The 20,597-nt window shown below is 71.2% G+C and carries 18 protein-coding genes, 1 tRNA gene and 1 pseudogene; 12 read left to right on the plus strand and 8 right to left on the minus strand.

The genetic code is table 11. The features are described 5' to 3' along the window. Window positions 1–117: 117 nt before the first annotated feature. A complete protein-coding gene (gene aceE / locus ACIRSU_RS18460) occupies window positions 118–2,850 on the minus strand; it encodes a pyruvate dehydrogenase (acetyl-transferring), homodimeric type (RefSeq protein WP_403793290.1) in 2,733 nt (910 codons plus the stop codon). A 417-nt stretch (window positions 2,851–3,267) separates the two neighbouring features. Here aceE and ACIRSU_RS18465 point away from each other — a divergent pair, with 417 nt between their 5' ends. The 6 genes from ACIRSU_RS18465 to ACIRSU_RS18490 all read left to right on the plus strand — a co-directional run bounded on the left by ACIRSU_RS18465 (window position 3,268) and on the right by ACIRSU_RS18490 (window position 7,776). Continuing rightward, a complete protein-coding gene (locus ACIRSU_RS18465) occupies window positions 3,268–3,690 on the plus strand; it encodes a DUF3052 domain-containing protein (RefSeq protein WP_403793292.1) in 423 nt (140 codons plus the stop codon). 147 nt (window positions 3,691–3,837) lie between these two features. Then, on the plus strand, window positions 3,838–4,296 hold the full coding sequence (locus ACIRSU_RS18470; RefSeq protein ID WP_403793294.1) for a peroxiredoxin: 459 nt from the start codon (window positions 3,838–3,840) through the stop codon (window positions 4,294–4,296). A gap of 152 nt (window positions 4,297–4,448) precedes the next feature. After that, on the plus strand, window positions 4,449–5,024 hold the full coding sequence (locus ACIRSU_RS18475; protein ID WP_403793296.1) for a TerD family protein: 576 nt from the start codon (window positions 4,449–4,451) through the stop codon (window positions 5,022–5,024). A 135-nt stretch (window positions 5,025–5,159) separates the two neighbouring features. Beyond that, complete coding sequence (locus tag ACIRSU_RS18480; RefSeq protein ID WP_403793298.1) at window positions 5,160–5,735, plus strand: TerD family protein; 576 nt, start codon at window positions 5,160–5,162, stop codon at window positions 5,733–5,735. Window positions 5,736–5,765: 30 nt separating this feature from the next. Further along, complete coding sequence (locus ACIRSU_RS18485; protein WP_403793300.1) at window positions 5,766–6,914, plus strand: DUF475 domain-containing protein; 1,149 nt, start codon at window positions 5,766–5,768, stop codon at window positions 6,912–6,914. Window positions 6,915–7,044: 130 nt separating this feature from the next. Then, window positions 7,045–7,776, plus strand: coding sequence for a Tellurium resistance (locus tag ACIRSU_RS18490; RefSeq protein WP_403793302.1), 732 nt, complete (start codon window positions 7,045–7,047; stop codon window positions 7,774–7,776). A gap of 26 nt (window positions 7,777–7,802) precedes the next feature. On the opposite strand, the gene ACIRSU_RS18495 is transcribed toward ACIRSU_RS18490, so the two are convergent. Further along, window positions 7,803–8,654 (minus strand): TerD family protein, encoded by an 852-nt coding sequence (locus ACIRSU_RS18495; protein WP_403793304.1) that lies wholly within the window; start codon window positions 8,652–8,654, stop codon window positions 7,803–7,805. Window positions 8,655–8,817: 163 nt separating this feature from the next. Here ACIRSU_RS18495 and ACIRSU_RS18500 point away from each other — a divergent pair, with 163 nt between their 5' ends. From ACIRSU_RS18500 to ACIRSU_RS18510, 3 genes are read left to right on the plus strand one after another with little or no spacing between them, the layout of a single operon-like run. After that, window positions 8,818–10,137: an HpcH/HpaI aldolase/citrate lyase family protein gene (locus tag ACIRSU_RS18500; RefSeq protein WP_403793306.1), complete on the plus strand. Its 1,320-nt coding sequence runs from the start codon at window positions 8,818–8,820 to the stop codon at window positions 10,135–10,137. Window positions 10,138–10,170: 33 nt separating this feature from the next. Next, the gene (locus ACIRSU_RS18505; RefSeq protein WP_403793633.1) at window positions 10,171–12,918 is read left to right on the plus strand and encodes a phosphoribosyltransferase; all 2,748 of its coding nucleotides are present in this window, start codon (window positions 10,171–10,173) and stop codon (window positions 12,916–12,918) included. Window positions 12,919–12,935: 17 nt separating this feature from the next. Then, window positions 12,936–13,799 (plus strand): HAD family hydrolase, encoded by an 864-nt coding sequence (locus ACIRSU_RS18510; RefSeq protein ID WP_403793308.1) that lies wholly within the window; start codon window positions 12,936–12,938, stop codon window positions 13,797–13,799. Window positions 13,800–14,050: 251 nt separating this feature from the next. Here ACIRSU_RS18510 and ACIRSU_RS18515 read toward each other — a convergent pair whose 3' ends face one another. Next, window positions 14,051–14,695, minus strand: a complete 645-nt coding sequence (locus ACIRSU_RS18515; RefSeq protein WP_403793310.1) for a DedA family protein — start codon at window positions 14,693–14,695, stop codon at window positions 14,051–14,053. Window positions 14,696–14,804: 109 nt separating this feature from the next. Between ACIRSU_RS18515 and ACIRSU_RS18520 the strand changes: the two genes are divergently transcribed. Together ACIRSU_RS18520 and ACIRSU_RS18525 are read left to right on the plus strand one after the other, a co-directional pair. Beyond that, window positions 14,805–15,923, plus strand: coding sequence for a sensor histidine kinase (locus ACIRSU_RS18520; RefSeq protein WP_403793312.1), 1,119 nt, complete (start codon window positions 14,805–14,807; stop codon window positions 15,921–15,923). Then, on the plus strand, window positions 15,923–16,576 hold the full coding sequence (locus ACIRSU_RS18525; RefSeq protein ID WP_403793635.1) for a LuxR C-terminal-related transcriptional regulator: 654 nt from the start codon (window positions 15,923–15,925) through the stop codon (window positions 16,574–16,576). Before ACIRSU_RS18520 ends, ACIRSU_RS18525 begins: the two co-directional genes overlap by 1 nt. Before the next feature lie 141 nt (window positions 16,577–16,717). On the opposite strand, the gene ACIRSU_RS18530 is transcribed toward ACIRSU_RS18525, so the two are convergent. Both ACIRSU_RS18530 and ACIRSU_RS18535 read right to left on the minus strand, forming a co-directional pair. After that, window positions 16,718–16,939, minus strand: a complete 222-nt coding sequence (locus ACIRSU_RS18530; RefSeq protein WP_403793314.1) for a zinc ribbon domain-containing protein — start codon at window positions 16,937–16,939, stop codon at window positions 16,718–16,720. Between the two features lie 33 nt (window positions 16,940–16,972). Beyond that, the gene (locus ACIRSU_RS18535) at window positions 16,973–18,334 is read right to left on the minus strand and encodes a hypothetical protein (RefSeq protein ID WP_403793316.1); all 1,362 of its coding nucleotides are present in this window, start codon (window positions 18,332–18,334) and stop codon (window positions 16,973–16,975) included. Window positions 18,335–18,493: 159 nt separating this feature from the next. Between ACIRSU_RS18535 and ACIRSU_RS18540 the strand changes: the two genes are divergently transcribed. Continuing rightward, a tRNA-Val gene (locus tag ACIRSU_RS18540) sits at window positions 18,494–18,568 on the plus strand. A gap of 72 nt (window positions 18,569–18,640) precedes the next feature. Here the strand turns inward: ACIRSU_RS18540 and ACIRSU_RS18545 are convergent. From ACIRSU_RS18545 to ACIRSU_RS18555, 3 genes and pseudogenes are all read right to left on the minus strand, one after another. Continuing rightward, window positions 18,641–19,301 (minus strand): annotated as a pseudogene (locus ACIRSU_RS18545) (tyrosine-type recombinase/integrase); the annotation flags it as partial. A 109-nt stretch (window positions 19,302–19,410) separates the two neighbouring features. Then, entirely contained in the window at window positions 19,411–19,851 is a 441-nt protein-coding gene (locus tag ACIRSU_RS18550) for a hypothetical protein (RefSeq protein WP_403793318.1), read from the minus strand. Between the two features lie 4 nt (window positions 19,852–19,855). Next, the gene (locus ACIRSU_RS18555; RefSeq protein WP_403793320.1) at window positions 19,856–20,494 is read right to left on the minus strand and encodes a PASTA domain-containing protein; all 639 of its coding nucleotides are present in this window, start codon (window positions 20,492–20,494) and stop codon (window positions 19,856–19,858) included. Window positions 20,495–20,597: the final 103 nt, after the last annotated feature.

Genomic DNA, 20,597 nt, shown 5'->3' on the forward strand with positions numbered 1-20,597 from the left:
CCGAAGGGCGGCGGGACCGTGGTCCCACCGCCCTCACCAGGCACGACGCGCCGTGGCGCGGTGCTGTGCCGCGGTGCCGTGCCGCGTGCTGTTACGCGGTGCTGTTACGTCGCGCTGTCACGCGTCGCCGCCGGCGGCGCCCGGGTGGGCGGCCGAGACGTCGAGCAGCTGGTAGCGGTCGATGGCCTGCTTCAGGGCCGAGCGGTCGACCTTGCCGTCGCGGGCCAGCTCCGTGAGGACCGCGAGCACGATCGACTGGGCGTCGATGTGGAAGAAGCGCCGGGCCGCGCCGCGCGTGTCCGCGAAGCCGAAGCCGTCCGCGCCCAGCGAGGTGTAGCGGCCCGGCACCCAGCGGGAGATCTGGTCCGGCACCGAGCGCATCCAGTCGGAGACCGCCACGAACGGGCCCTCGGCACCCTGGAGCTTCCGCGTCACGTACGGGACGCGCTGCTCCTCCTCCGGGTGGAGCAGGTTGTGCTCCTCGACGGCCACGGCGTCGCGGCGCAGCTCGTTCCAGGAGGTCGCGGACCAGACGTCGGCGCGGACGTTCCACTCCTCGGCGAGGATCCGCTGGGCCTCCAGGGCCCACGGCACGCCGACGCCGGAGGCCATGATCTGCGCCGGGATCGTGCCGGCCTCGCCGCGCCGGTAGCGGTGGATGCCCTTGAGGATGCCCTCGACGTCCACGTCCGCCGGCTCGGCCGGGTGCTGGATCGGCTCGTTGTAGACCGTCAGGTAGTAGAAGACGTCCTCGGCCTCGGGGCCGTACATGCGGCGCAGACCGTCCTGGACGATGTGCGCGATCTCGAAGCCGAAGGCCGGGTCGTAGGCGACACAGCCCGGGTTCGTCGACGCGAGGAGGTGGGAGTGGCCGTCGGCGTGCTGGAGGCCCTCGCCGGTCAGCGTGGTGCGGCCGGCGGTGGCGCCCAGCACGAAGCCGCGGGCGAGCTGGTCGGCCATCTGCCAGAACTGGTCGCCGGTGCGCTGGAAGCCGAACATCGAGTAGAAGACGTAGACCGGGATGAGCGGTTCGCCGTGCGTGGCGTAGGCCGAGCCGGCGGCGATCAGCGAGGCGGTGCAGCCCGCCTCGGAGATGCCGTCGTGCAGCATCTGGCCGGTCGGGGACTCCTTGTAGGCGAGGAGCAGTTCGCGGTCCACGGCCTCGTACTGCTGGCCGAGCGGGTTGTAGATCTTGGCGCTCGGGAAGAACGAGTCCATGCCGAAGGTGCGGTACTCGTCCGGCGCGATCAGCACGAAGCGCCTGCCGATCTCCTTGTCCCGCATCAGGTCCTTGAGCAGCCGGACGAAGGCCATCGTGGTGGCGATCTGCTGCTGGCCGGAGCCCTTCCTCACCGCCGAGTAGGCCTTGTCGTCGGGCAGCACCAGCGGCTTGGCGCGGACCACACGGGTGGGCACGTACCCGCCGAGCGCCTTGCGGCGGTCGTGCATGTACTGGATCTCCTCGGAGTTCCGGCCCGGGTGGTAGTAGGGCGGCAGGCCGTCCTCCAGCTGCTTGTCCGTGACCGGGATGTGCAGCCGGTCGCGGAAGCGCTTCAGGTCGTCGACCGTCAGCTTCTTCATCTGGTGCGTGGCGTTGCGGCCCTCGAAGTTGGGGCCGAGCGTCCAGCCCTTGACGGTCTTGGCGAGGATCACCGTCGGCTGGCCCTGGTGGGCCTTGGCCGCGGAGAAGGCGGCGAAGATCTTCCTGTGGTCGTGACCGCCGCGGCCCAGGTGCAGGATCTGGTCGTCGGTCATGCCCTCGACCATGGCCCGCAGCCGCTGGTCGTCGCCGAAGAAGTGGTCGCGGATGTAGCCGCCGGTCTCCGTCGCGTACGTCTGGAACTGCCCGTCCGGCGTGTTGTTCATCTTGTTGACCAGGATGCCGTCGCGGTCCTGGGCGAGCAGCGGGTCCCAGGAGCGGTCCCAGATCAGCTTGATGACGTTCCAGCCGGCCCCTCGGAAGACCGACTCCAGCTCCTGGATGACCTTGCCGTTGCCGCGCACCGGGCCGTCGAGGCGCTGCAGGTTGCAGTTGACGACGAAGGTCAGGTTGTCCAGGTTCTCGCGGGCCGCGAGGGTGAGCTGGCCGAGCGACTCCGGCTCGTCCATCTCGCCGTCGCCGAGGAAGGCCCACACGTGCGACTTGGAGGTGTCGGCGATGCCGCGCGCCTCCATGTAACGGTTCATCCGGGCCTGGTAGATCGCGCCGAGCGGGCCGAGGCCCATCGACACGGTCGGGAACTCCCAGAAGTCCGGCATGAGCCGCGGGTGCGGGTAGGAGGACAGGCCGTCGGGGAACTTCGACTTCTCCTGGCGGAAGGCGTCGAGCTGCGTCTCGCTCAGCCGGTCGAGCAGGAAGGCGCGGGCGTAGATGCCGGGGGAGGCGTGGCCCTGGAAGAAGATCTGGTCGCCGCCGTCGCCCTCGTCCTTGCCGCGGAAGAAGTGGTTGAAGCCGACGTCGTAGAGGGAGGCGGAGGAGGCGAAGGTCGCGATGTGGCCGCCGACGCCGATCCCGGGGCGCTGGGCGCGCGAGACCATCACGGCCGCGTTCCACCGGGTGGCGTTGAGGACCTTGCGCTCGATCTCCTCGTTGCCGGGGAAGAAGGGCTCGTCCTTGGTGGCGATGGTGTTGACGTAGTCCGTGCTGCGCATCTCGGGCACGGCCACCCGCTTCTCGCGGGCCCGCTCGATCAGCCGCAGCATGAGATAGCGGGCGCGCTCCCGGCCCCGCTCGTCGACGGCGGCGTCCAGGGAGTCGAGCCATTCCCGGGTCTCTTCCGGGTCGAAGTCCGGGACCTGGCTGGGAAGGCCGCCAATGATGATCGGGTTGCGATCGGATGCGGAAGCCACGCTGTTCCTTCGCTGGTCGGTGGAGCCCGCGGGGGAGGGGGACCCCGCTGCGGCCGGGATGTTCATCGTGTACCCCGCCGACGGCAAACGTCATCTTTACCGAGCGGTAACCCTCTCGGGGCGCCTTGTTCGGTCAAATCGCAACCTTACGCCCATCCCGCGCATGCGTTTCGTCAGCCTGTTCGGCAGACTGAAGCCACAGAAGCCCACAATGCCGGGCGAAGAGTGCACGACCTGTCACGCAGTGCGACGGGTGTTCGCCGGAAGTTGCGGCGAGACGGCCCCAAAAGTCACCGTTTCGGCGGTCTCATCGGCCGGGTACTTGCGCGATCCGCCCCGGCACGTGTGGACTACGGCCAGCGCCGCGCGTACGCGCGTGGCCGAAGCATTTTCCGATACATGATCAGGAGGCAAGCCGTGAGCGCGACCGCGGACCACGCGGAGGAGCGGACCAACCCGGCAGCGAGGCTGGGGTTCGAGCCCGGACAGGTGGTCCAGGAGATCGGTTACGACGACGACGTCGACCAGGATCTCCGTGAAGGCATCGAGTCCCTCATCGCCCAGGATCTCGTCGACGAGGACTACGACGACGTCGCCGACGTCGTGCTGCTGTGGTTCCGCGACGAGGACGGTGACCTCACCGACGCACTGGTGGACGCCATCGGACTCCTGGAGGACGGCGGCATGATCTGGCTGCTGACCCCGAAGACGGGCCGCGACGGCTACATCGAGCCGAGCGACATCAGCGATGCCGCGCAGACCGCAGGTCTCTCCCAGTCCAAGAGCATCAGCGTCGCCAAGGACTGGACGGGCACCCGCCTGGTCACCCCCAAGCGCTGACTCCCCGAACGCAGCACGGAGCCCCCGCCGGACATACCGGCGGGGGCTCCGCGCATCCCCTGTCGAGCTCCGTCCCGACCGCCCCTTAGGGTGGGTTTCACCGATTCGGCCCAAGGGCCGGCCCGCCGGCGAAGGGATGCGTACGCGATGGCGATCGAGATCGGCGCCGAGGCCCCCGACTTCGAGCTGAAGGACAACCACGGCCGCACTGTGCGGCTCTCCGCCTTCCGTGGCGAGCGCAACGTGGTCCTGTTCTTCTACCCCTTCGCCTTCACCAGCGTGTGCACCGGCGAGCTGCGCGAGCTGCGCGACCACCTCGACGCCTTCGTCAACGACGACACCCAGCTGCTCGCCGTCTCCAACGACTCCATCCACACCCTGCGCGTCTACGGCGACCAGGAGCAGCTGGAGTTCCCGCTGCTCTCCGACTTCTGGCCGCACGGCGCCGCCTCGCGCGCGTACGGCGTCCTCGACGAGGACAAGGGCTGCGCGGTGCGTGGCACCTTCGTCATCGACAAGGCGGGCACGGTCCGCTGGTCCGTCGTCAACGCCCTGCCCGACGCCCGCGACCTCGACGACTGCCTCAAGGCGCTCGCGGCGCTCTGAGCCGCGTCGTCCGGGTCCGTACGGGGAGCGCTCCCCGCCACTCGGGCGAAACGTCTGTTTCGGCGGGGAACCCGTCACTAGGATCCAGACGTTGATCCGAATGCCAACGCACGACTGGGGGCGCTGCCCCTGGAACACCACTGGAGGGACTCGTGGGAGTCAGCCTCAGCAAGGGCGGCAACGTCTCGCTGACCAAGGAGGCCCCTGGCCTGACCGCCGTCACCGTCGGTCTGGGCTGGGACGTCCGCACCACCACCGGTACGGACTTCGACCTCGACGCCAGCGCCATCCTGGTGAGCGAGGCCGGCAAGGTCCGCAACGACCAGGACTTCGTCTTCTTCAACAACCTGAAGAGCGCCGACGGCTCCGTCGAGCACACCGGCGACAACCTCACCGGCGAGGGCGAGGGCGACGACGAGCAGGTCAAGGTCAACCTGGCCGGCGTGCCGGCCGACGTCGCCAAGATCGTCTTCCCGGTGTCCATCTACGACGCCGAGAACCGCCAGCAGTCCTTCGGCCAGGTCCGCAACGCGTTCATCCGCGTCGTGAACCAGAACGGCGGCGCCGAGATCGCGCGGTACGACCTCTCCGAGGACGCCTCCACCGAGACCGCCATGGTCTTCGGCGAGCTGTACCGCCACGGCACGGAGTGGAAGTTCCGCGCCGTCGGCCAGGGTTACGCCTCGGGCCTGCGCGGCATCGCGCAGGACTTCGGCGTCAACGTCTGAGCCGACGCCGACGCCTGAGACAGGCCGTCAGCACCCGTCCGGCGCCGCACCTCCGTGCGGCGCCGGACGTGCCTCATCGTGCGACCGGGTTCCGCCGGGCCGCATTCGCAGAACCCTCGGGGAGGAACCACCGTCATGGGCGTCACGCTCGCCAAGGGAGGCAATGTCTCCCTCTCCAAGGCCGCACCCAACCTCACCCAGGTGCTCGTGGGTCTCGGCTGGGACGCGCGCTCCACCACCGGAGCCCCGTTCGACCTCGACGCCAGCGCCCTGCTGTGCCAGTCGGGCCGGGTGCTCGGCGACGAGTACTTCGTGTTCTACAACAACCTCAGGAGCCCCGAGGGCTCCGTCGAACACACCGGCGACAACCTCACCGGCGAGGGTGAGGGCGACGACGAGTCGCTGATCGTGGACCTCACCCGGGTTCCCGAGGTCTGCGACAAGATCGTCTTCCCGGTCTCGATCCACGAGGCCGACCTCCGCGGCCAGTCCTTCGGTCAGGTCAGCAACGCCTTCATCCGGGTCGTGAACCAGGCCGACGGCCAGGAACTCGCGCGCTACGACCTCTCCGAGGACGCCTCCACCGAGACCGCGATGATCTTCGGCGAGCTCTACCGCTACAACGGCGAATGGAAGTTCCGGGCGGTCGGTCAGGGGTACGCGTCCGGACTTCGGGGCATCGCTCTAGACTTCGGGGTCAACGTTTCGTAAAGCCGCGTAAATATCACGATGGGGTAGACAGTGATTCTGAAAACCTTCGGCTGGTCGTTCGCGATCACCGCCCTCGGCCTGGCCGCCGCGGTGCTCTACGGGGGGTGGGAGGCTTTCGGGGTCGTCGCGATCCTCTGCGTCCTCGAGATCTCGTTGTCCTTCGACAACGCGGTGGTCAACGCCGGAATCCTGAAGAAGATGAACGCCTTCTGGCAGAAGATCTTCCTCACGGTCGGTGTGCTCATCGCGGTCTTCGGCATGCGGCTGGTCTTCCCCGTCGTGATCGTCGCGATCAGCGCCAAGATCGGCCCGATCGAGGCCGTCGACCTTGCCCTCAACGACGCCGACAAGTACCAGCAGCTCGTCACCGACGCCCACCCGTCGATCGCGGCCTTCGGCGGCATGTTCCTGCTGATGATCTTCCTCGACTTCATCTTCGAGGACCGTGACATCCAGTGGCTGCGCTGGATCGAGCGCCCGCTCGCCAAGCTCGGCAAGGTCGACATGCTGTCGGTCTGCATCGCGCTGATCGCCCTGCTCGTCACCTCGATGACCTTCGCCACCCAGGCCCACCAGCACGGCGGCATGCACGTCGACAAGGCGCAGACGGTGCTCGTCTCCGGCATCGCCGGCCTCATCACGTACCTCGTCGTCGGCGGTCTCTCCGGCTACTTCGAGAACAAGCTGGAGGAGGAAGAGGAGGCCGAGCACGAGGCCGAGGAAGAGGCCAAGCGCTCCGGCAAGAAGGTTTCGGCAGTCGTGCTCGCCGGCAAGGCCGCCTTCTTCATGTTCCTCTACCTGGAGGTCCTCGACGCCTCCTTCTCCTTCGACGGAGTCATCGGCGCCTTCGCCATCACCAACGACATCGTCCTGATGGCCCTCGGCCTCGGCGTCGGCGCCATGTACGTCCGCTCGCTCACCGTCTACCTGGTCCGCCAGGGCACCCTCGACGACTACGTCTACCTGGAGCACGGCGCCCACTACGCGATCGGCGCCCTCGCCGTCCTGCTCCTGGTCACCATCCAGTACGAGATCAACGAGGTCATCACCGGCCTCGTCGGCGTCGTCCTCATCGCCTGGTCCTTCTGGTCCTCCGTCCGCCGCAACAAGGCGCTCGCGGCGGCCGAGGGAAAAGCTGACGCCTCGGACGGCAAGGCCGAGGTGACTTCCGGGGTGTGACACCCCTGAGAATGAGGAACGCTTCACTGGGGCGGTCGGGTCACCCGGCCGCCCCGTGGCATGTTCAGAGTGCATGTTCAGCGCGATGTGACGACAGTCGGCAGATGACGACAGTGGGGGGTGGGGGCCCGTGGGCTTCTTCGACAATCTCTTCCCGGGCCGGGACCCGTTCGACTCCGGCGGCGCCGCCGCGAACTCCATCGACCTGACCCGCCGCCACCCCACGGTCTCCCTCACCAAGCAGGGCGCCGCCACCGGCAACCTCCGGGTCAACCTCTCCTGGCGGATGCGCACCTCCGACATCGAGGGCCCACGCCACTCCACGAGCCTGCTGCGCCACCCCCTCAGGCTCTTCAAGCCCGAGGAGGTCCAGGCCCACACCCAGGGCGTGGTCAACGTCGACCTCGACCTCGGCTGCCTCTATGAGCTGACCGACGGCAGCAAGGGCGTGATCCAGCCACTCGGCAACTTCTTCGGCGAGCTGAACGAGCCGCCGTACGTGAAGCTCAGCGGCGACGACCGGTTCGGCGCGCCCTCCGGCGAGACGATCTTCGTCAACCTCGACCACCGCGACGAGATCAAGCGCCTGCTGTTCTTCGTCTACATCTACGACCAGACCCCGGCCTTCGACCGCACCCACGCCAAGGTCACGCTCTACCCGAGCAACGGCCCGCGCATCGAGATCGAACTCGACGAGCGCGCCCCGCAGGCCCGCTCCTGCGCCGTCTTCAGCGTCGACAACGTCAAGGGCGAGCTGATGGTGCGGCGCGAGGTGCGGTTCGTGTACGGCTTCCAGGCCGAGCTGGACCGGCTCTACGGCTGGGGCATGCAGTGGGGCCGGGGCTTCAAGACGAAGACCTGACCCGGCCTGCCGTGCGCGTCAGCGGGTCAGCGGCCGACGAACTGCGGCCCCATCGGCGGCATCCGGAACTCCGGGGCCGCGTGCGGATAGCCGTACGCGGGAGCGGGCGCCGGCGCGCCCGTGGGCTGCGGGTACCCGTACGCCGGGGGCTGCGCCGGAACCGGGGGAGCGGGAGGAGCGGTGGGCTGCGGCGGTACGGCCGGGGTGTGGACGACCGTCGCGTCGGGGTCGTGCGCCGAGGCGGGAGCGGTGGCCGAGGCGGGAGCGGTGGCCGGGGCGGGAGCGGGGGTGGGGGCCGGGGCCTCGGGGGCGTCGGCGGCGCCCTCCGCGCCGTCGTCGACCGACACCCCGAAGTCGGTGGCCAGGCCGACCAGACCGGTCGGGTAGCCCTGCCCCACCGCCCGGAACTTCCAGCCGTCCCCGCGCCGGTACAGCTCGCCGCAGATGATCGCCGTCTCCTCGCCGGTCTCGGCCGACACGTCGAACACCGCGAGCGGCTCGCCGCCCGCCGCGCCCGGAGTGGCGTCGTACACGAGGATCCGCAGGTCGGAGACGGACCGGAAGGTGCCGCCGTCCGAGGAGGCGGCGATCACCACACGGTCGACCGAGGTGTCCAGAGCGCCCAGATCGGCCTCCACGGGATCGGTCAGCCCCTCGGGCTCCCGCTTCTTCGCGAGCCGCCGCACCATCCCGGAGGGGTGCCGGGGCTGGTTGTAGAAGACGAAGTCCTCGTCGGAGCGGACGCGCCCGTCCACACCGAGCAGCAGGGCCGACGCGTCCACGTCGGGCACCCCGGGGCCGGGGGTCCAGCGGAGCACGGCCCGTACGGCCGCGGTGTCGAGAGGGACGTTGGAGCCCTTCAGCATCGCGTGCGTCATGCCCGTCATCTTCCCTGCCCGCCCGCCATCCGGACAACGCGGGGGGCCGGAAGCGGACGAGTTACCCGAACTTCACGTGCGGGGGGAACTGAGGACACCCTCCCCTACGTACTATTACCGGCCACATGTCGTCAGCGGCCGCGAGCCCAGTCGGGGGATATATATGCGTCATTTCGGGCACATTCCGGCCGCCACGCGGGCCGGACTGTTCCACCAGGAGCCGGCCGAGTTCACGGCCGACTCCCCCGCGCGCACCCTCGCCGCGGCCCTCGGCGCCACGCTCTACAGCCCCGCCACCCGACCCCGGCTCGCCGCCGACATCCGCAAGCAGGCGGCCCGTGGAGTCGTCTCCATGGTCCTCTGCCTGGAGGACTCCATCAGCGACGCGGACGTGGCGGCGGGCGAGGACAACCTGGTCCGGCAGTTCGCCGAACTGCACGCGAGCGCCGGGGCCGGGTACGAGGCGGCGGACGGGACCGAGGACGTGCCCGGCGACGAGGCCGGGTCCGGGCCCGGGGCCGGGGCCGGGCCTGGCCTGCAGGCCCGGTCCGGGACCGGCGCCCAGCCCGGCCGCGAAGTCGGTGCCGGTGCCGGTGCGGGTGCCGCGGACCTGCCCCTGCTCTTCGTCCGGGTCCGCGAGCCGCGCCAGATCACCGACCTGGTCGCCCGGTTCGGCGCGAGCGTCCGGCTGCTGTCCGGATTCGTACTACCCAAGTTCACCGAGAGCCGTGGCCGGCCCTTCCTCGAAGCGCTCACCGCCGCCGAGCAGAGCTGCGGCCGCCGCCTCTTCGCCATGCCCGTCCTGGAGTCTCCCGAGCTGCTCCACCTGGAGACGCGGGTCGAGACCCTGGCCGGAATCGCCTCCCTCACCGACAAGTACCGCGAGCGGATCCTCGCGCTCCGCCTCGGTGTGACCGACTTCTGCTCCCACTACGGGCTGCGCCGCTCGCCCGACATGACCGCGTACGACGTCCAGATCGTCTCCGCCGTCATCGGCGACGTCGTCAACGTCCTCGGCCGCTCCGACGGCACCGGCTTCACCATCACCGGACCCGTGTGGGAGTACTTCCGGCCCGGCGAGCGCATGTTCAAGCCCCAGTTGCGCCGCAGCCCCTTCCTGGAGGGCCGCGCCGAGGACCTGCGCACCGCGCTCATCGAGCACGACCTCGACGGACTGCTCCGCGAGATCGAGCTCGATCGCGCCAACGGCCTACTCGGCAAGACCTGCATCCACCCCAGCCATGTGGTGCCGGTGCACGCGCTCTCCGTGGTCACCCACGAGGAGTTCAGCGACGCCCAGGACATCCTGCGGCCGGAACGCGACGGCGGCGGGGTGCTCCGCTCGGCGTACACGAACAAGATGAACGAGGTGAAGCCGCACCGCGCCTGGGCCGAGCGCACCCTCCGGCGCGCCGAGGTCTTCGGCGTGGCCCGCGAGGACGTCGGCTTCGTGGAGCTGCTCACCGCCGGCCTCGCGGCATAGCGACCGGCACGGGAAAGGAAGACGAACGACGTGGTGTGGACCGGAACGTGGGTCGCGGAGCGACTGGGCGTCGAACTGGTCGGCGACGAACAGTTGCGTGACCTGCTGGGCCTGGCGCTGCGCCGCAACCCCAAGCGGGCGCACCTGCTCGTCTCCAACGTCCTGGGCAAGCACGTGCCCCAGTGGCCCTCCGTGGTCCGCGACGCCGGCTACGACCTGGGTGTGCGGGTACGACGGCTGCTCGGCGACACCGAGGCCGCCCGCGCGGTCGTCCTCGGATACGCGGAGACCGCCACCGGCCTCGGCCACAGCGTCGCCGACGGCCTCGCCCTCGCCCCCTACCTCCACTCCACCCGCCGCCCCGTCCCGGGCGTCGCCTCCGCCGGCGGTTTCGAGGAGTCCCACTCCCACGCCACCTCCCACCTCCTCCTCCCCGAGAACCCCGCCCTCCTCGCCGCCCCCGGCCCCCTCGTCCTCGTCGACGACGAGTTCTCCACCGGCAACACCGTCCTCAACACCATCCGCGACCTCCACGCCCGCTACCCGCGCGACCGCTACGTCATCGTCGCCCTCGTCGACATGCGCGCCCCGGCCGACCGCGCCCGCCTGACGGCGTTCGCGACGGAACTCGGCGCCCGGGTCGACCTCATCACCCGGGCAGCGGGCACGGTGGATCTGCCCGAGGGCGTACTGGCGAAGGGCCAGGAGCTGGTGGCGCGGCACGAGACGAACGCGGCGAACGCGGTGAACGCGGCGAACGCGGTGAACGAGGCGAGTACGGGTAACGAGACGAACGCGGCGAGCACGGCGAGCGCGGCGAGTACGGCGAGCACGGCGCCGCGGGACGCGAAGGACGCGAAGGACGCGACGAAGGACGCGTCGCCGATGCCGGCGCCGGCGCCAGTCGTGGCGGCCGCCCCGGCAGCGGCCGCACACCCTGCTCCTCAGGCGCCCCGCCCCGCCCCCCTCCGCGTCGACCTCGACTGGCCCGCAGGCGTTCCCGACGGCGGGCGGCACGGCTTCACGCCCGAGCACCGGGGCCTCCTGGAGACGGCGCTGCCCGGTATGGCGGCGCGGATCAGCGAGGCGCTGCCGGGGCCCGGCCGGGGCGGGCGCGTGCTCGTCCTCGGCTTCGAGGAGCTCATGTACGCCCCGCTGCGCCTCGCCGGCGAGCTGGAGGCGGCCGGGCACGACGTGCGGTACTCGACGACGACCCGCTCGCCCGTCCTCGCCGTCGACGATCCCGGGTACGCGATACGGACCCGGCTCGTCTTCCCCGCGCACGACGCGCCCGCCGACGGGCCGGGGGAACGGTACGCGTACAACGTCGCCGGCAACGGCTTCGACGCGGTCGTGGCCGTCGTCGACTCGGTCGGCGACACGCCCGAGCTGCACGCGCCGGACGGACTGCTCGCGCAGCTCGCCGCGCATGTGCCGCACGTCGTGCTGGCCGTCGTGCCCTCCCACGTACCGGGGACTCCGGCGGAACCGGCAGCACCCGTGACTCAGCCGACTCCCACGACTCCCACGACTTCCGCGACTCACGACGCTCCTGGAAGGAGCTCCATGCTGTCCGAGCCCCTGCGCGGCCCCGCGTTCTCCTCGTACGCGCCGGAGGAGGTGGGCTGGCTGCTCCAGGACCTGTCGGACGTACGGCTCGAGGCGCCGACCGAGGAGCGCGAGGAGGCGATCCAGAGCGGCGGGGCGCACTACGCGGAGTCGCTGCCGGTGGAGTACCAGCCGAGCGCGGCGTACCAGGAGCTGTTCCGCACCGCGCTGGAGAGCTCGGCGTCCCGGATCGCCCGGGCCGTCGGCACGGTCACGGAGACCGTGCTCGCCGAGCGGTCACCGCGCCCGGTCCTGGTCTCGCTGGCCCGGGCCGGGACGCCCGTCGGGGTGCTGATGCGCCGGTGGGCGCAGCACCGGCACGGGCTGGAGCTGCCGCACTACGCGGTGTCGATCGTGCGCGGCCGCGGCATCGACGCCAACGCGCTGCGCTGGCTGGCCGAGCACCACGACCCGACCGACGTCGTGTTCGTCGACGGCTGGACCGGCAAGGGCGCGATCACCCGCGAACTGGCCGAGGCCATAAAGGACTTCGCCGGATCCGGAGCGGGATCTGGCACCGGATCCGGCACCGGACCCGGAGCGGGATCCGGCTCCGGTTCCGGCTCCGGGTTCGACCCGGAGATCGCGGTGCTCGCCGACCCCGGCTCCTGCGTCCGCACCTACGGCACCCGCGAGGACTTCCTCATCCCCTCCGCCTGCCTCAACTCCACCGTCTCCGGCCTGATATCGCGCACCGTCCTGCGCGCCGACCTCGTCGGCCCGCACGACTTCCACGGTGCGAAGTTCTACCGCGAGCTGGCCGGCGCCGACGTCTCCGGCGCCTTCCTCGACGCCGTCGCCGCCCGCTTCGACGAGGTCGCGGCGGCTGTCGACGCCGACGTGAAGGAGCTGCTCGCCGCCGACCGCACCCCCACCTGGGAAGGCTGGGCGGCCGTCGAGCGGATCAGCGAGGAGTACGGCATCCACGACGTCAACCTGGTCAAGCCGGGCGTCGGCGAGACGACCCGGGTGCTGCTGCGCCGCGTGCCGTGGAAGATCCTGGCCAAGCGGGGCGCGGGCGCCGACCTGGCACACGTACGGCTGCTGGCCGAGCAGCGCGGCGTACCGGTCGAGGAGGTCGACGAACTGCCGTACAGCTGCGTCGGATTGATCCACCCCAGGTACACGCGCGGGGCGACCGGCGCCGACGGCAAGGCGGTGGCGTCCCAGTGACCAGCACCATGACGACCATGACCACCATGACGACCATGGCCACCAAGAACACCACGAACACCAAGGTCCTCGTCGCGAGCGACCTCGACCGCACCCTCATCTACTCCAGCGCCGCCCTCGCCCTCGGCATGCCCGACCCGCAGGCCCCCCGCCTGCTCTGCGTCGAGGTCCACGAGTCCAAGCCGCTCTCGTACGTCACCGAGCACGCCGCCGCCCAGCTGCGCGAACTCGCCGCCGAGACGGTCTTCGTGCCGACCACCACCCGCACCCGCAAGCAGTACCAGCGCATCCGCCTGCTCGGCGCCGGCGCGCCCCCGCCCACGTACGCGATCTGCGCCAACGGCGGCCACCTCCTCGTCGACGGCGTCTCCGACCCCGACTGGCACACCGAGGTGCTCCGCCGGGTCGCGGAGGCGTGCGCCCCGCTCGCCGAGGTCCGGGCACACCTCGCCGCCACCACCGACCCGTCCTGGGTACGCAAGCACCGCGTCGCCGAGGACCTGTTCGCCTACCTGGTCGTCGAGCGCGAGCGGCTCCCGGAGGAGTGGCTGGCCGGCTTCACCGCGTGGGCGGACGAGCGCGGCTGGACGGTCTCGCTCCAGGGCCGGAAGGTGTACGCGGTGCCGAAGCCGCTGACCAAGAGCGCGGCCGTGCGCGAGGTCGCCCGCCGCACCGGCGCCACCCTCACCCTCGCCGCCGGCGACTCCCTCCTCGACGCGGACCTGCTCCTCGCCGCCGACCGCGCCTGGCGCCCGGGCCACGGCGAACTCGCCGACTCGGACTGGACCGCACCACACGTGGAGGCGCTGGCCGAGCGGGGCGTGGCGGCGGGAGAGGAGATCCTCCGCCGCTTCCGGGCGGCGGTGCGCGACCATCGCTAGCCCGGGGCTCGGCGCCGGGCCCAGCCGGGCCCGCCTCCGACTCGGCGTCGGGGGCGCTCCCGGACTCAGGGTCGGGCCCTGACCCGGGGCTCGGAGTCGGGCCCGGCCCCGGACTCCGTACCTGGCCCGGCCCCCGACTCGGTGTCGGCCGCGCCCCCGCACTCAGCGTCGGGCCCCGGCTCGCTCCCGGACTCAGCGTCGGGCCCCGGCGCGCTCCCGGACTCAGCGTCGGGCCCGGCGCGCTCCCGGACTCAGCGTCGGGCCCGGCGCGCTCCCGGACCCGGCCTGACCGCCCGTACGACGCGGACCGCCACGAAGCACGCGACCGCGGCGAGTGCCGCGAGGAGCACCGCCTCCGAGTAGACCGAGACGTAGTCCGTGACCTGCTCCCAGTTCTCGCCGAGGACGTACCCGGCGAGCACGAAGACGGTGTTCCACAGGGCGCTGCCCAGCGTGGTGAGAGCAAGGAAGACGGGCAGGCGCATCCGTTCGACCCCAGCCGGCACCGAGATCAGGCTGCGGAAGATCGGCACCATCCGGCCGAGCAGCACCGCCTTCGTGCCGTGCCGGGCGAACCACGCCTCCGTCCGTTCGACGTCCGCGACCTTCACCAGCGGCAGCCGGGTCGCGATCGCGAGCACCCGCTCCCGGCCGAACAGTGCCCCTGCCCCGTACAGGGCGAGCGCGCCGAGCACCGAGCCGGCCGTGGTCCACAGCAGTGCGGCGAGCAGGTTCATCCGGCCCGACGCGGCGGCGAAGCCGGCGAGCGGCAGGATGACCTCGCTCGGGATGGGCGGGAAGAGGTTCTCCAGGGCGACGGCGAGGCCCGCGCCGGGCGCGCCGAGGGTGTCCATGAGGCTGTTGATCCAGCCCTCCATGTTCATGGCTTCGTTCATGCCTTCGACGCTAGGAAGCGGTACGGCACGGGGGACTGCTGCCGACCGCAGTGATAGGTGGGGTTTTCCGCAGGGTGCGGACCGCACGAGCCCGGTAGCGTGGCCGATCATGAAGAGGCTTCGGAGTGCGGCGGCGCTCGCGCTCACGACGGGGCTCGCGCTCGGGGCGCTGCTCGTGGTCCTGGAGGCGGCGGCCGGGCTGCTCCTGCTTCCACTCGCGGTCCGGCCGGGCGGGCGGCGCGCGGCGACCGGGGCGGTGGACCGGCTCGTACGGGTCGAGCGGTGGCGGCTGGACCGGCTGCTCGGCATCCGCGTACCACCGTTCGCCCACCCGCGCACGCTCCCGTACCTCCTCTCCCGCTGGCCGGTCGGCGTCCTCGGCGCGGTGGTCCTCGGGTGCGCGGCGGCCGGCTTGGCGTACCTCGTCTTCGCGCTCGCCGGCTGGCTCGTCGTCGACATTCGGCAGCCGCTGCCGGTAGTCCTCGGCGGACTGGGCGGGCTGCTGCTGCTCTTCCTCTCCGTCCAGGGGCTCGGTCAAGTCGTCCGGATGGAGGGCGAGTTGGCTCGGCGCATGCTCGGGCCGAGCCAGGCCGAAGCGCTGGAGGCCCGGATCGCCGAACTCGCCGCGAGCCGTGCCGAGATCATGGACGTCGTCCACGAGGAGCGGCGCCGCATCGAGCGCGACCTCCACGACGGCGTCCAGCAGCGGCTCGTCGCCCTCGGCATGCTCATCGGCCGCGCCCGCCGCGGCCGGGACCCCGAGCGCGCCGCCGAGTTGCTGCTCCAGGCGCACGAGGAGAGCCGGCTGGCCCTCGCCGAACTCCGCGAGGTGGCCTGGCGGGTGCACCCGGCGATCCTGGACCAGGCCGGTCTGCGGACGGCCCTGGAAGCGGTCGTAGAACGCAGCCCGCTGCCGGTGCGGCTCGGGTACGCGGTGCCGGGGCCGCTGCCCAAGTCCGTGGAGGCCGCGGCCTACTTCGTCGTTGCGGAGGCGGTGACGAACGTCGTCAAGCACGCCGGGGCAGGCATCGTGGACGTACAAGTGACCGGGAAGGGGAAGGTGTTGGACATACGGGTACGGGACGACGGCGCGGGCGGCGCGGACCCGGGCCGAGGCAGCGGCCTCGCGGGCCTCGCGAGCCGGGTGGCGGCACTCGACGGACGCCTCACGGTCGACAGCCCGCCGGGCGGGCCGACGGTGATCGGGGCGGAGCTGCCGTGCGCGTGATGCTCGCCGAGGACTCGACCCTGCTGCGGGAGGGGCTCGTACGGCTCCTGGCCGAGGAGGGCCACGAGGTGCGGGCGGCCTTCGGCACCGCCGTCGAACTCCTCGCGGCCGTCGCGGCCGACCCGCCGGACGTGGTCGTCGCCGATGTGCGCATGCCGCCCAGCCACACCGACGAGGGGCTGCGCGCGGCTCTGGAGATCCGGACCCGGTGGCCGGAGGTGGGGGTGCTCGTGCTGTCACAGTACGTGGAGAAGCGCTGTGCGACGGAGCTGCTGACCGGCGCGGCGGACGGGCCCGGCAGGGGCGGCGTGGGCTATCTGCTGAAGGACCGGGTGGCCCAGGTCGACGAGTTCCTCGACGCCCTGGACCGGGTGGGGGAGGGGCGCACCGCCTTCGACCCGGAGGTCGTGCGCCGCCTCCTCGTCCGCTCCTCCCACACCGACCCGCTGGCCCGGCTCACCCCGCGCGAGAGCGAGGTCCTGGCGGCGATGGCGCAGGGCCACACAAACGCGACGGTGGCGGCTCGGCTCCACGTGTCGCAGAGCGCGGTGGAGAAACACATCAACGCGATCTTCGACAAGCTGGAGCTGACGGGCCGGAGCGAGGGCTACAGCAAGCGGGTGCTGGCGGTGCTGAGATATCTGGACAGTTAGGCATCCGGGCGCCTAGGCATCCGGGCACTGAGGCGTCCGGACGGTCAGACATCCGGAGAGTCAGGCGTCCGGAGAGTCAGACATCCGGAGAGTCAGACATCCGGACAGCCAGTCATCCGGACAGTCAGGCCGGCCGTCGGCTCAGCCGCAGCAGCCCCCACCGCAGCACCCGCCACCGCCACCCCCACCGCCGCCCGCACTCGGGGCGGGGGACTTGCTGCCGCCGACGGCGACGGCGGAGAGCAGCTTGACGGTGTCGTCGTGGCCGGCGGGGCAGGCGGCGGGGGCGGCGGACTCGGCCATGGGGCGGCTGAGCTCGAAGGTGTCGCCGCAGGTCCGGCAGCGGTACTCGTAACGAGGCATGGCCACAGGGTACGGCCTGCCGTGGCCCGCCGGTCAGGGCTTGGCGCGCTCCTCGCGGATCTGCTCGACGACCCGGGCGGCGGTCGCGCGGATCGCCTCCAGTTCGGTGAGGAAGGCCCAGTAGTCGGGGTGCCGGCCGGTGTCGAGCATGCCGACGGCCCGGTCGATACGGGCCACGGCCTCGTCGAGCGGTCCGGCGTGCCGCGGCTCGGGGGTGGTGCGGCCGGACATGGCGAGGCGTTGGGCGTCCCGTACGGCGAAGCGGGTGCGGTCGATCTCGTCGTGCGGGTCCTTGGCGACCGCGTTCAGCCGGCGCAGCCGCTCGCCGGCGGCAGCGACGCCCTCGTCGGCGGTGTTGAGCAGGGCACGGACGGTGGAGAGCAGGGAGGTGGCGTCGGGCCAGCGCTGCTCGTCGCGGGCCTTCGCCGCCTCGGCGAGCCGCTCCTCGGCCTGCCGGGCGGCGGTGCCGGCCTGCTCGGGCACGTGCTGGAGGTCCTGCCAGCAGGCGGCGGAGAAGCGGCGGCGCAGCTCGGAAAGGACGGGCTCGACACCGGCGGCACGGGTGGCGAGCGCCTGGGTGCGGGTACGGAGGGAGACAAGGCGTTTGTCGATCTCGGCGGCCCGCTCGGGCACCTGCTCGGCCTCGGCCCGCACCGCCTCGGCCTCGCGCAGCACCTGGTCCGCGCGCTGCAGGGTCTCGGCGACACCGTGCCGGCCGGCGCCCTCGTTGAGCCGGGTGAGCTCGGGGCCGAGCCGGGCGAGCCGGACGGCGAGGTCGTCGGCCCGGAACCCACCCTCCCGCACCGCGTCGAGAGCACCGCTCGCGTTCCGGAGCGCCTGTCGCGCCCGCTCTACGGCTGGGGCCAGCCGGGCCAGCTGGGTCTCGGCCCGCCCGAGCAGCGGCGCGAGCCCCTGCTCGAACCGGTCCAGCTCCCCCTTGACCCGTACCAGCTCGTCCCTGGCCCTTTCCATGTCCGCCCGGGCCCGCCCGGCGGCTGCCGCGTCCAGCTCGTCACGGTCCAGGTCATGGCTGTCGACGGCGGTGATGTACGCGCCACTGACCTCGTCGATCCGCCGCCCCAGCGCCGCGAAGCCCTCGACCGCGCGGCGCGCCTCCGCCGAGTCGTCGACCGCGGTGATCGTCTCTATCGAGATCCGCAGCCCCCGCTGCGCGGTGTCCAGCTCGTAGAACGCGGCCGCCGCAGCATCCTTGGCCGCCTGCGCCGCCGCCCGCCGCCCCTCGTCCCGCCCCCCGAACCAACGCCGCCCCCCGCCCCCGCCCCCGGCGAAGGCGTGCGGCACCACAGCGGCCACGACCAGCGGCAACGCGACGACCAGCCCGAACACCCCGGAGCTCCCGCGCGTCGCCCCACCCCTGCCCACGGTCGCCGCCACGTTCCCTCTCCCGCGCTCTCTCAGCCGCCCTGCCCGGACCGCTACATTCTCCCACCCACCCTGGACGAACACACGACCCCATCGGTTGCCCCACCACACCCCAGCCACCGGTTTGCCGCACCCACCGGTCCGCCATGTACGCTGTTGCTTCACTTCCACGGGTGCGTAGCTCAGGGGTAGAGCGCTGCTCTTACAAAGCAGATGTCGGCGGTTCGAAACCGTCCGCGCCCACCAGCACAAAGGCCCCGGACCGATCATGGTCCGGGGCCTTTGACATCCACTTCTGACATCCACGGGGACGGTCGATCACGACCGGGGACGGCTCCTGAGCAGCCGCTCCACGTGACTCACGGCTTCGCGCGTGCGTGTCCTGGACGACGTGCGTGTACACGTTCATCGTCACGGCGATCTGGCTGTGACCGAGGATCTCCATCACGACGCGGGGCGGGACGCCGGCGGCGGTGAGGAGCGTCGCCGTGCCGTGCCGGGCATCGTGCAGCCGGACGACGCGAAGGCCGGCGTTCTTCGCGACGCGGGTGAACGAGCGGTAGAGGTTGCGCGGCTCGATGGGCTGCCCGGTGCGGGTGGTGAAGACGTACCCGGTCTCCGTCCACTTCTCCCCGGCACGCTCGCGAGCAGCGGCCTGCTTGAGGGGTTGCCACCGCAGGGGAGCGACGCAGATCGCGGGGAGCGGAAGCGTCTGCTTCCGCCGGCGCCCCTTGGGGTCGTCCTCGTACACCTCCCCGGCGACCCGTTGACGCTGCGTCCTGACCCGGGTCTCCCGCTTGTCGAGGTCGACGTTCTCCCATCGAAGGCCGACGACCTCACCGCGGCGGAAGCCGAAGGCGATGGCGAGCACGAAGGCGGCGTACAGCGGGTCCTTCCGAGCAGCGGCAAGGAAGTCGAGCGTCTCGTCGAGGGACCAGGGCGAGAGCTCCCGGGCGGCGACGGTCGGCGGCTCGACGATTGTCCCTGCCTCCTGGTGCGAGATCGTCTACGAGGTTCCGATCAACCAGCACTGACATCTGTGGCTCGAACCGCGTAAGGCCGCGCGCGAGAGCGCGGCCCGTCAGCGATCAGAAGTCAGGGCAGAGGTGCGTGTGCACGGCCTGGTTGATTTTCCGGCCGGTCTCCTGGCTGGCGATATCGGGAAGCCGAGTGTCGACGGTGAACCGCTGGAGCGCGGTCTGCGCGAGCCTGGCCTCGTCCTCGGTGGTCCTGATGGAGCTGCACTGGTTGATGCCGCGACTGACGGCCTGGTCTTCCTTGCCCGGCTTGATGATGCGTGGGTCGATGGCGTTCAGCGCGTCGAGGTAGGCCTGTCGGGTCTTGGCGTCGGGCTCGGACGGAAGGTCGGCAGCAGCGCGGGCGCTCGCGAGGGCCTCGGGGCTGAGGTTGGCCTCGGTGGCAGTCGGCTTAGTGGCGGGCTTTTCCGTGCTCTCGTCGCTGCTGCCGCAGGAAGTGAGCGTGAGCGTGAGCGTGACTGCTATGAGGCCAGTGGTGGTCTTCGTTCGCATCAGGTCAGCAGCTTTCATCGAACTTCACGGCGGTAAGGGTGACGGGCTGGCCGTCGAGCTTGGTGCCGGCAGCGGGTCCCTGGGTGCAGACCTGCCAGTTAGATTCGACGATGACCATGCGGCCCTGGGGCGATGCGTCGGTGACGGTGAGGCTGGTGGAAGTGTCGAGTGACTCCCGGGCGACCTTGACGGACTTTCCGGTGAAGTCGGGCATGGTTGCACTGACCTGAGGGTCCGTGCCGCCCTGGTCATTGGTCGGGCAGCTCTCTTCGAGCTTGACCGCCGCGAAGTCGATCTTGACGTCAGTGGGGTGCTCGCCTGCGGTCGGGGATTGGCCGCAGACCTTCCAGTTCCTGTCGAGTGCCTGCATACGTCCACGACCGAGAGCGTCGTGTGAGTGCAGGTTGTAAAAGCCGGCGGCCTGCGCTTGGTCCTGCGCTGATTGAAGGCCCTTGCCGGTCATGTCTGGCAGAGCGCCTACCTCAGCGTCAGCCTTGGGGGCCTTGGTCGTGGCGGCCGCAGTTGGCTTGGCGGACTGGGCGGAACTTGGCTTGTCCGAGCCGGTCTTGCTGCCCCCTTCGCAGGCGGTGAGGGTGAGCACGAGAGCGGCGCCCGCGATGAGGGTGGTGGTCTTGATGCGCATCAGGTCAGCCTGCCGGAATGTGTACAGCCTGTGTGGGGCTTTGATCAGGTTGTGATGATCCGGCCGTCGGTCTTGCCCTAGGCAGGAGTCGACCAGGGGTAGA

This window comes from Streptomyces sp. NPDC101160, assembly GCF_044768205.1.
In the GTDB taxonomy this organism is placed as follows: domain Bacteria; phylum Actinomycetota; class Actinomycetes; order Streptomycetales; family Streptomycetaceae; genus Streptomyces.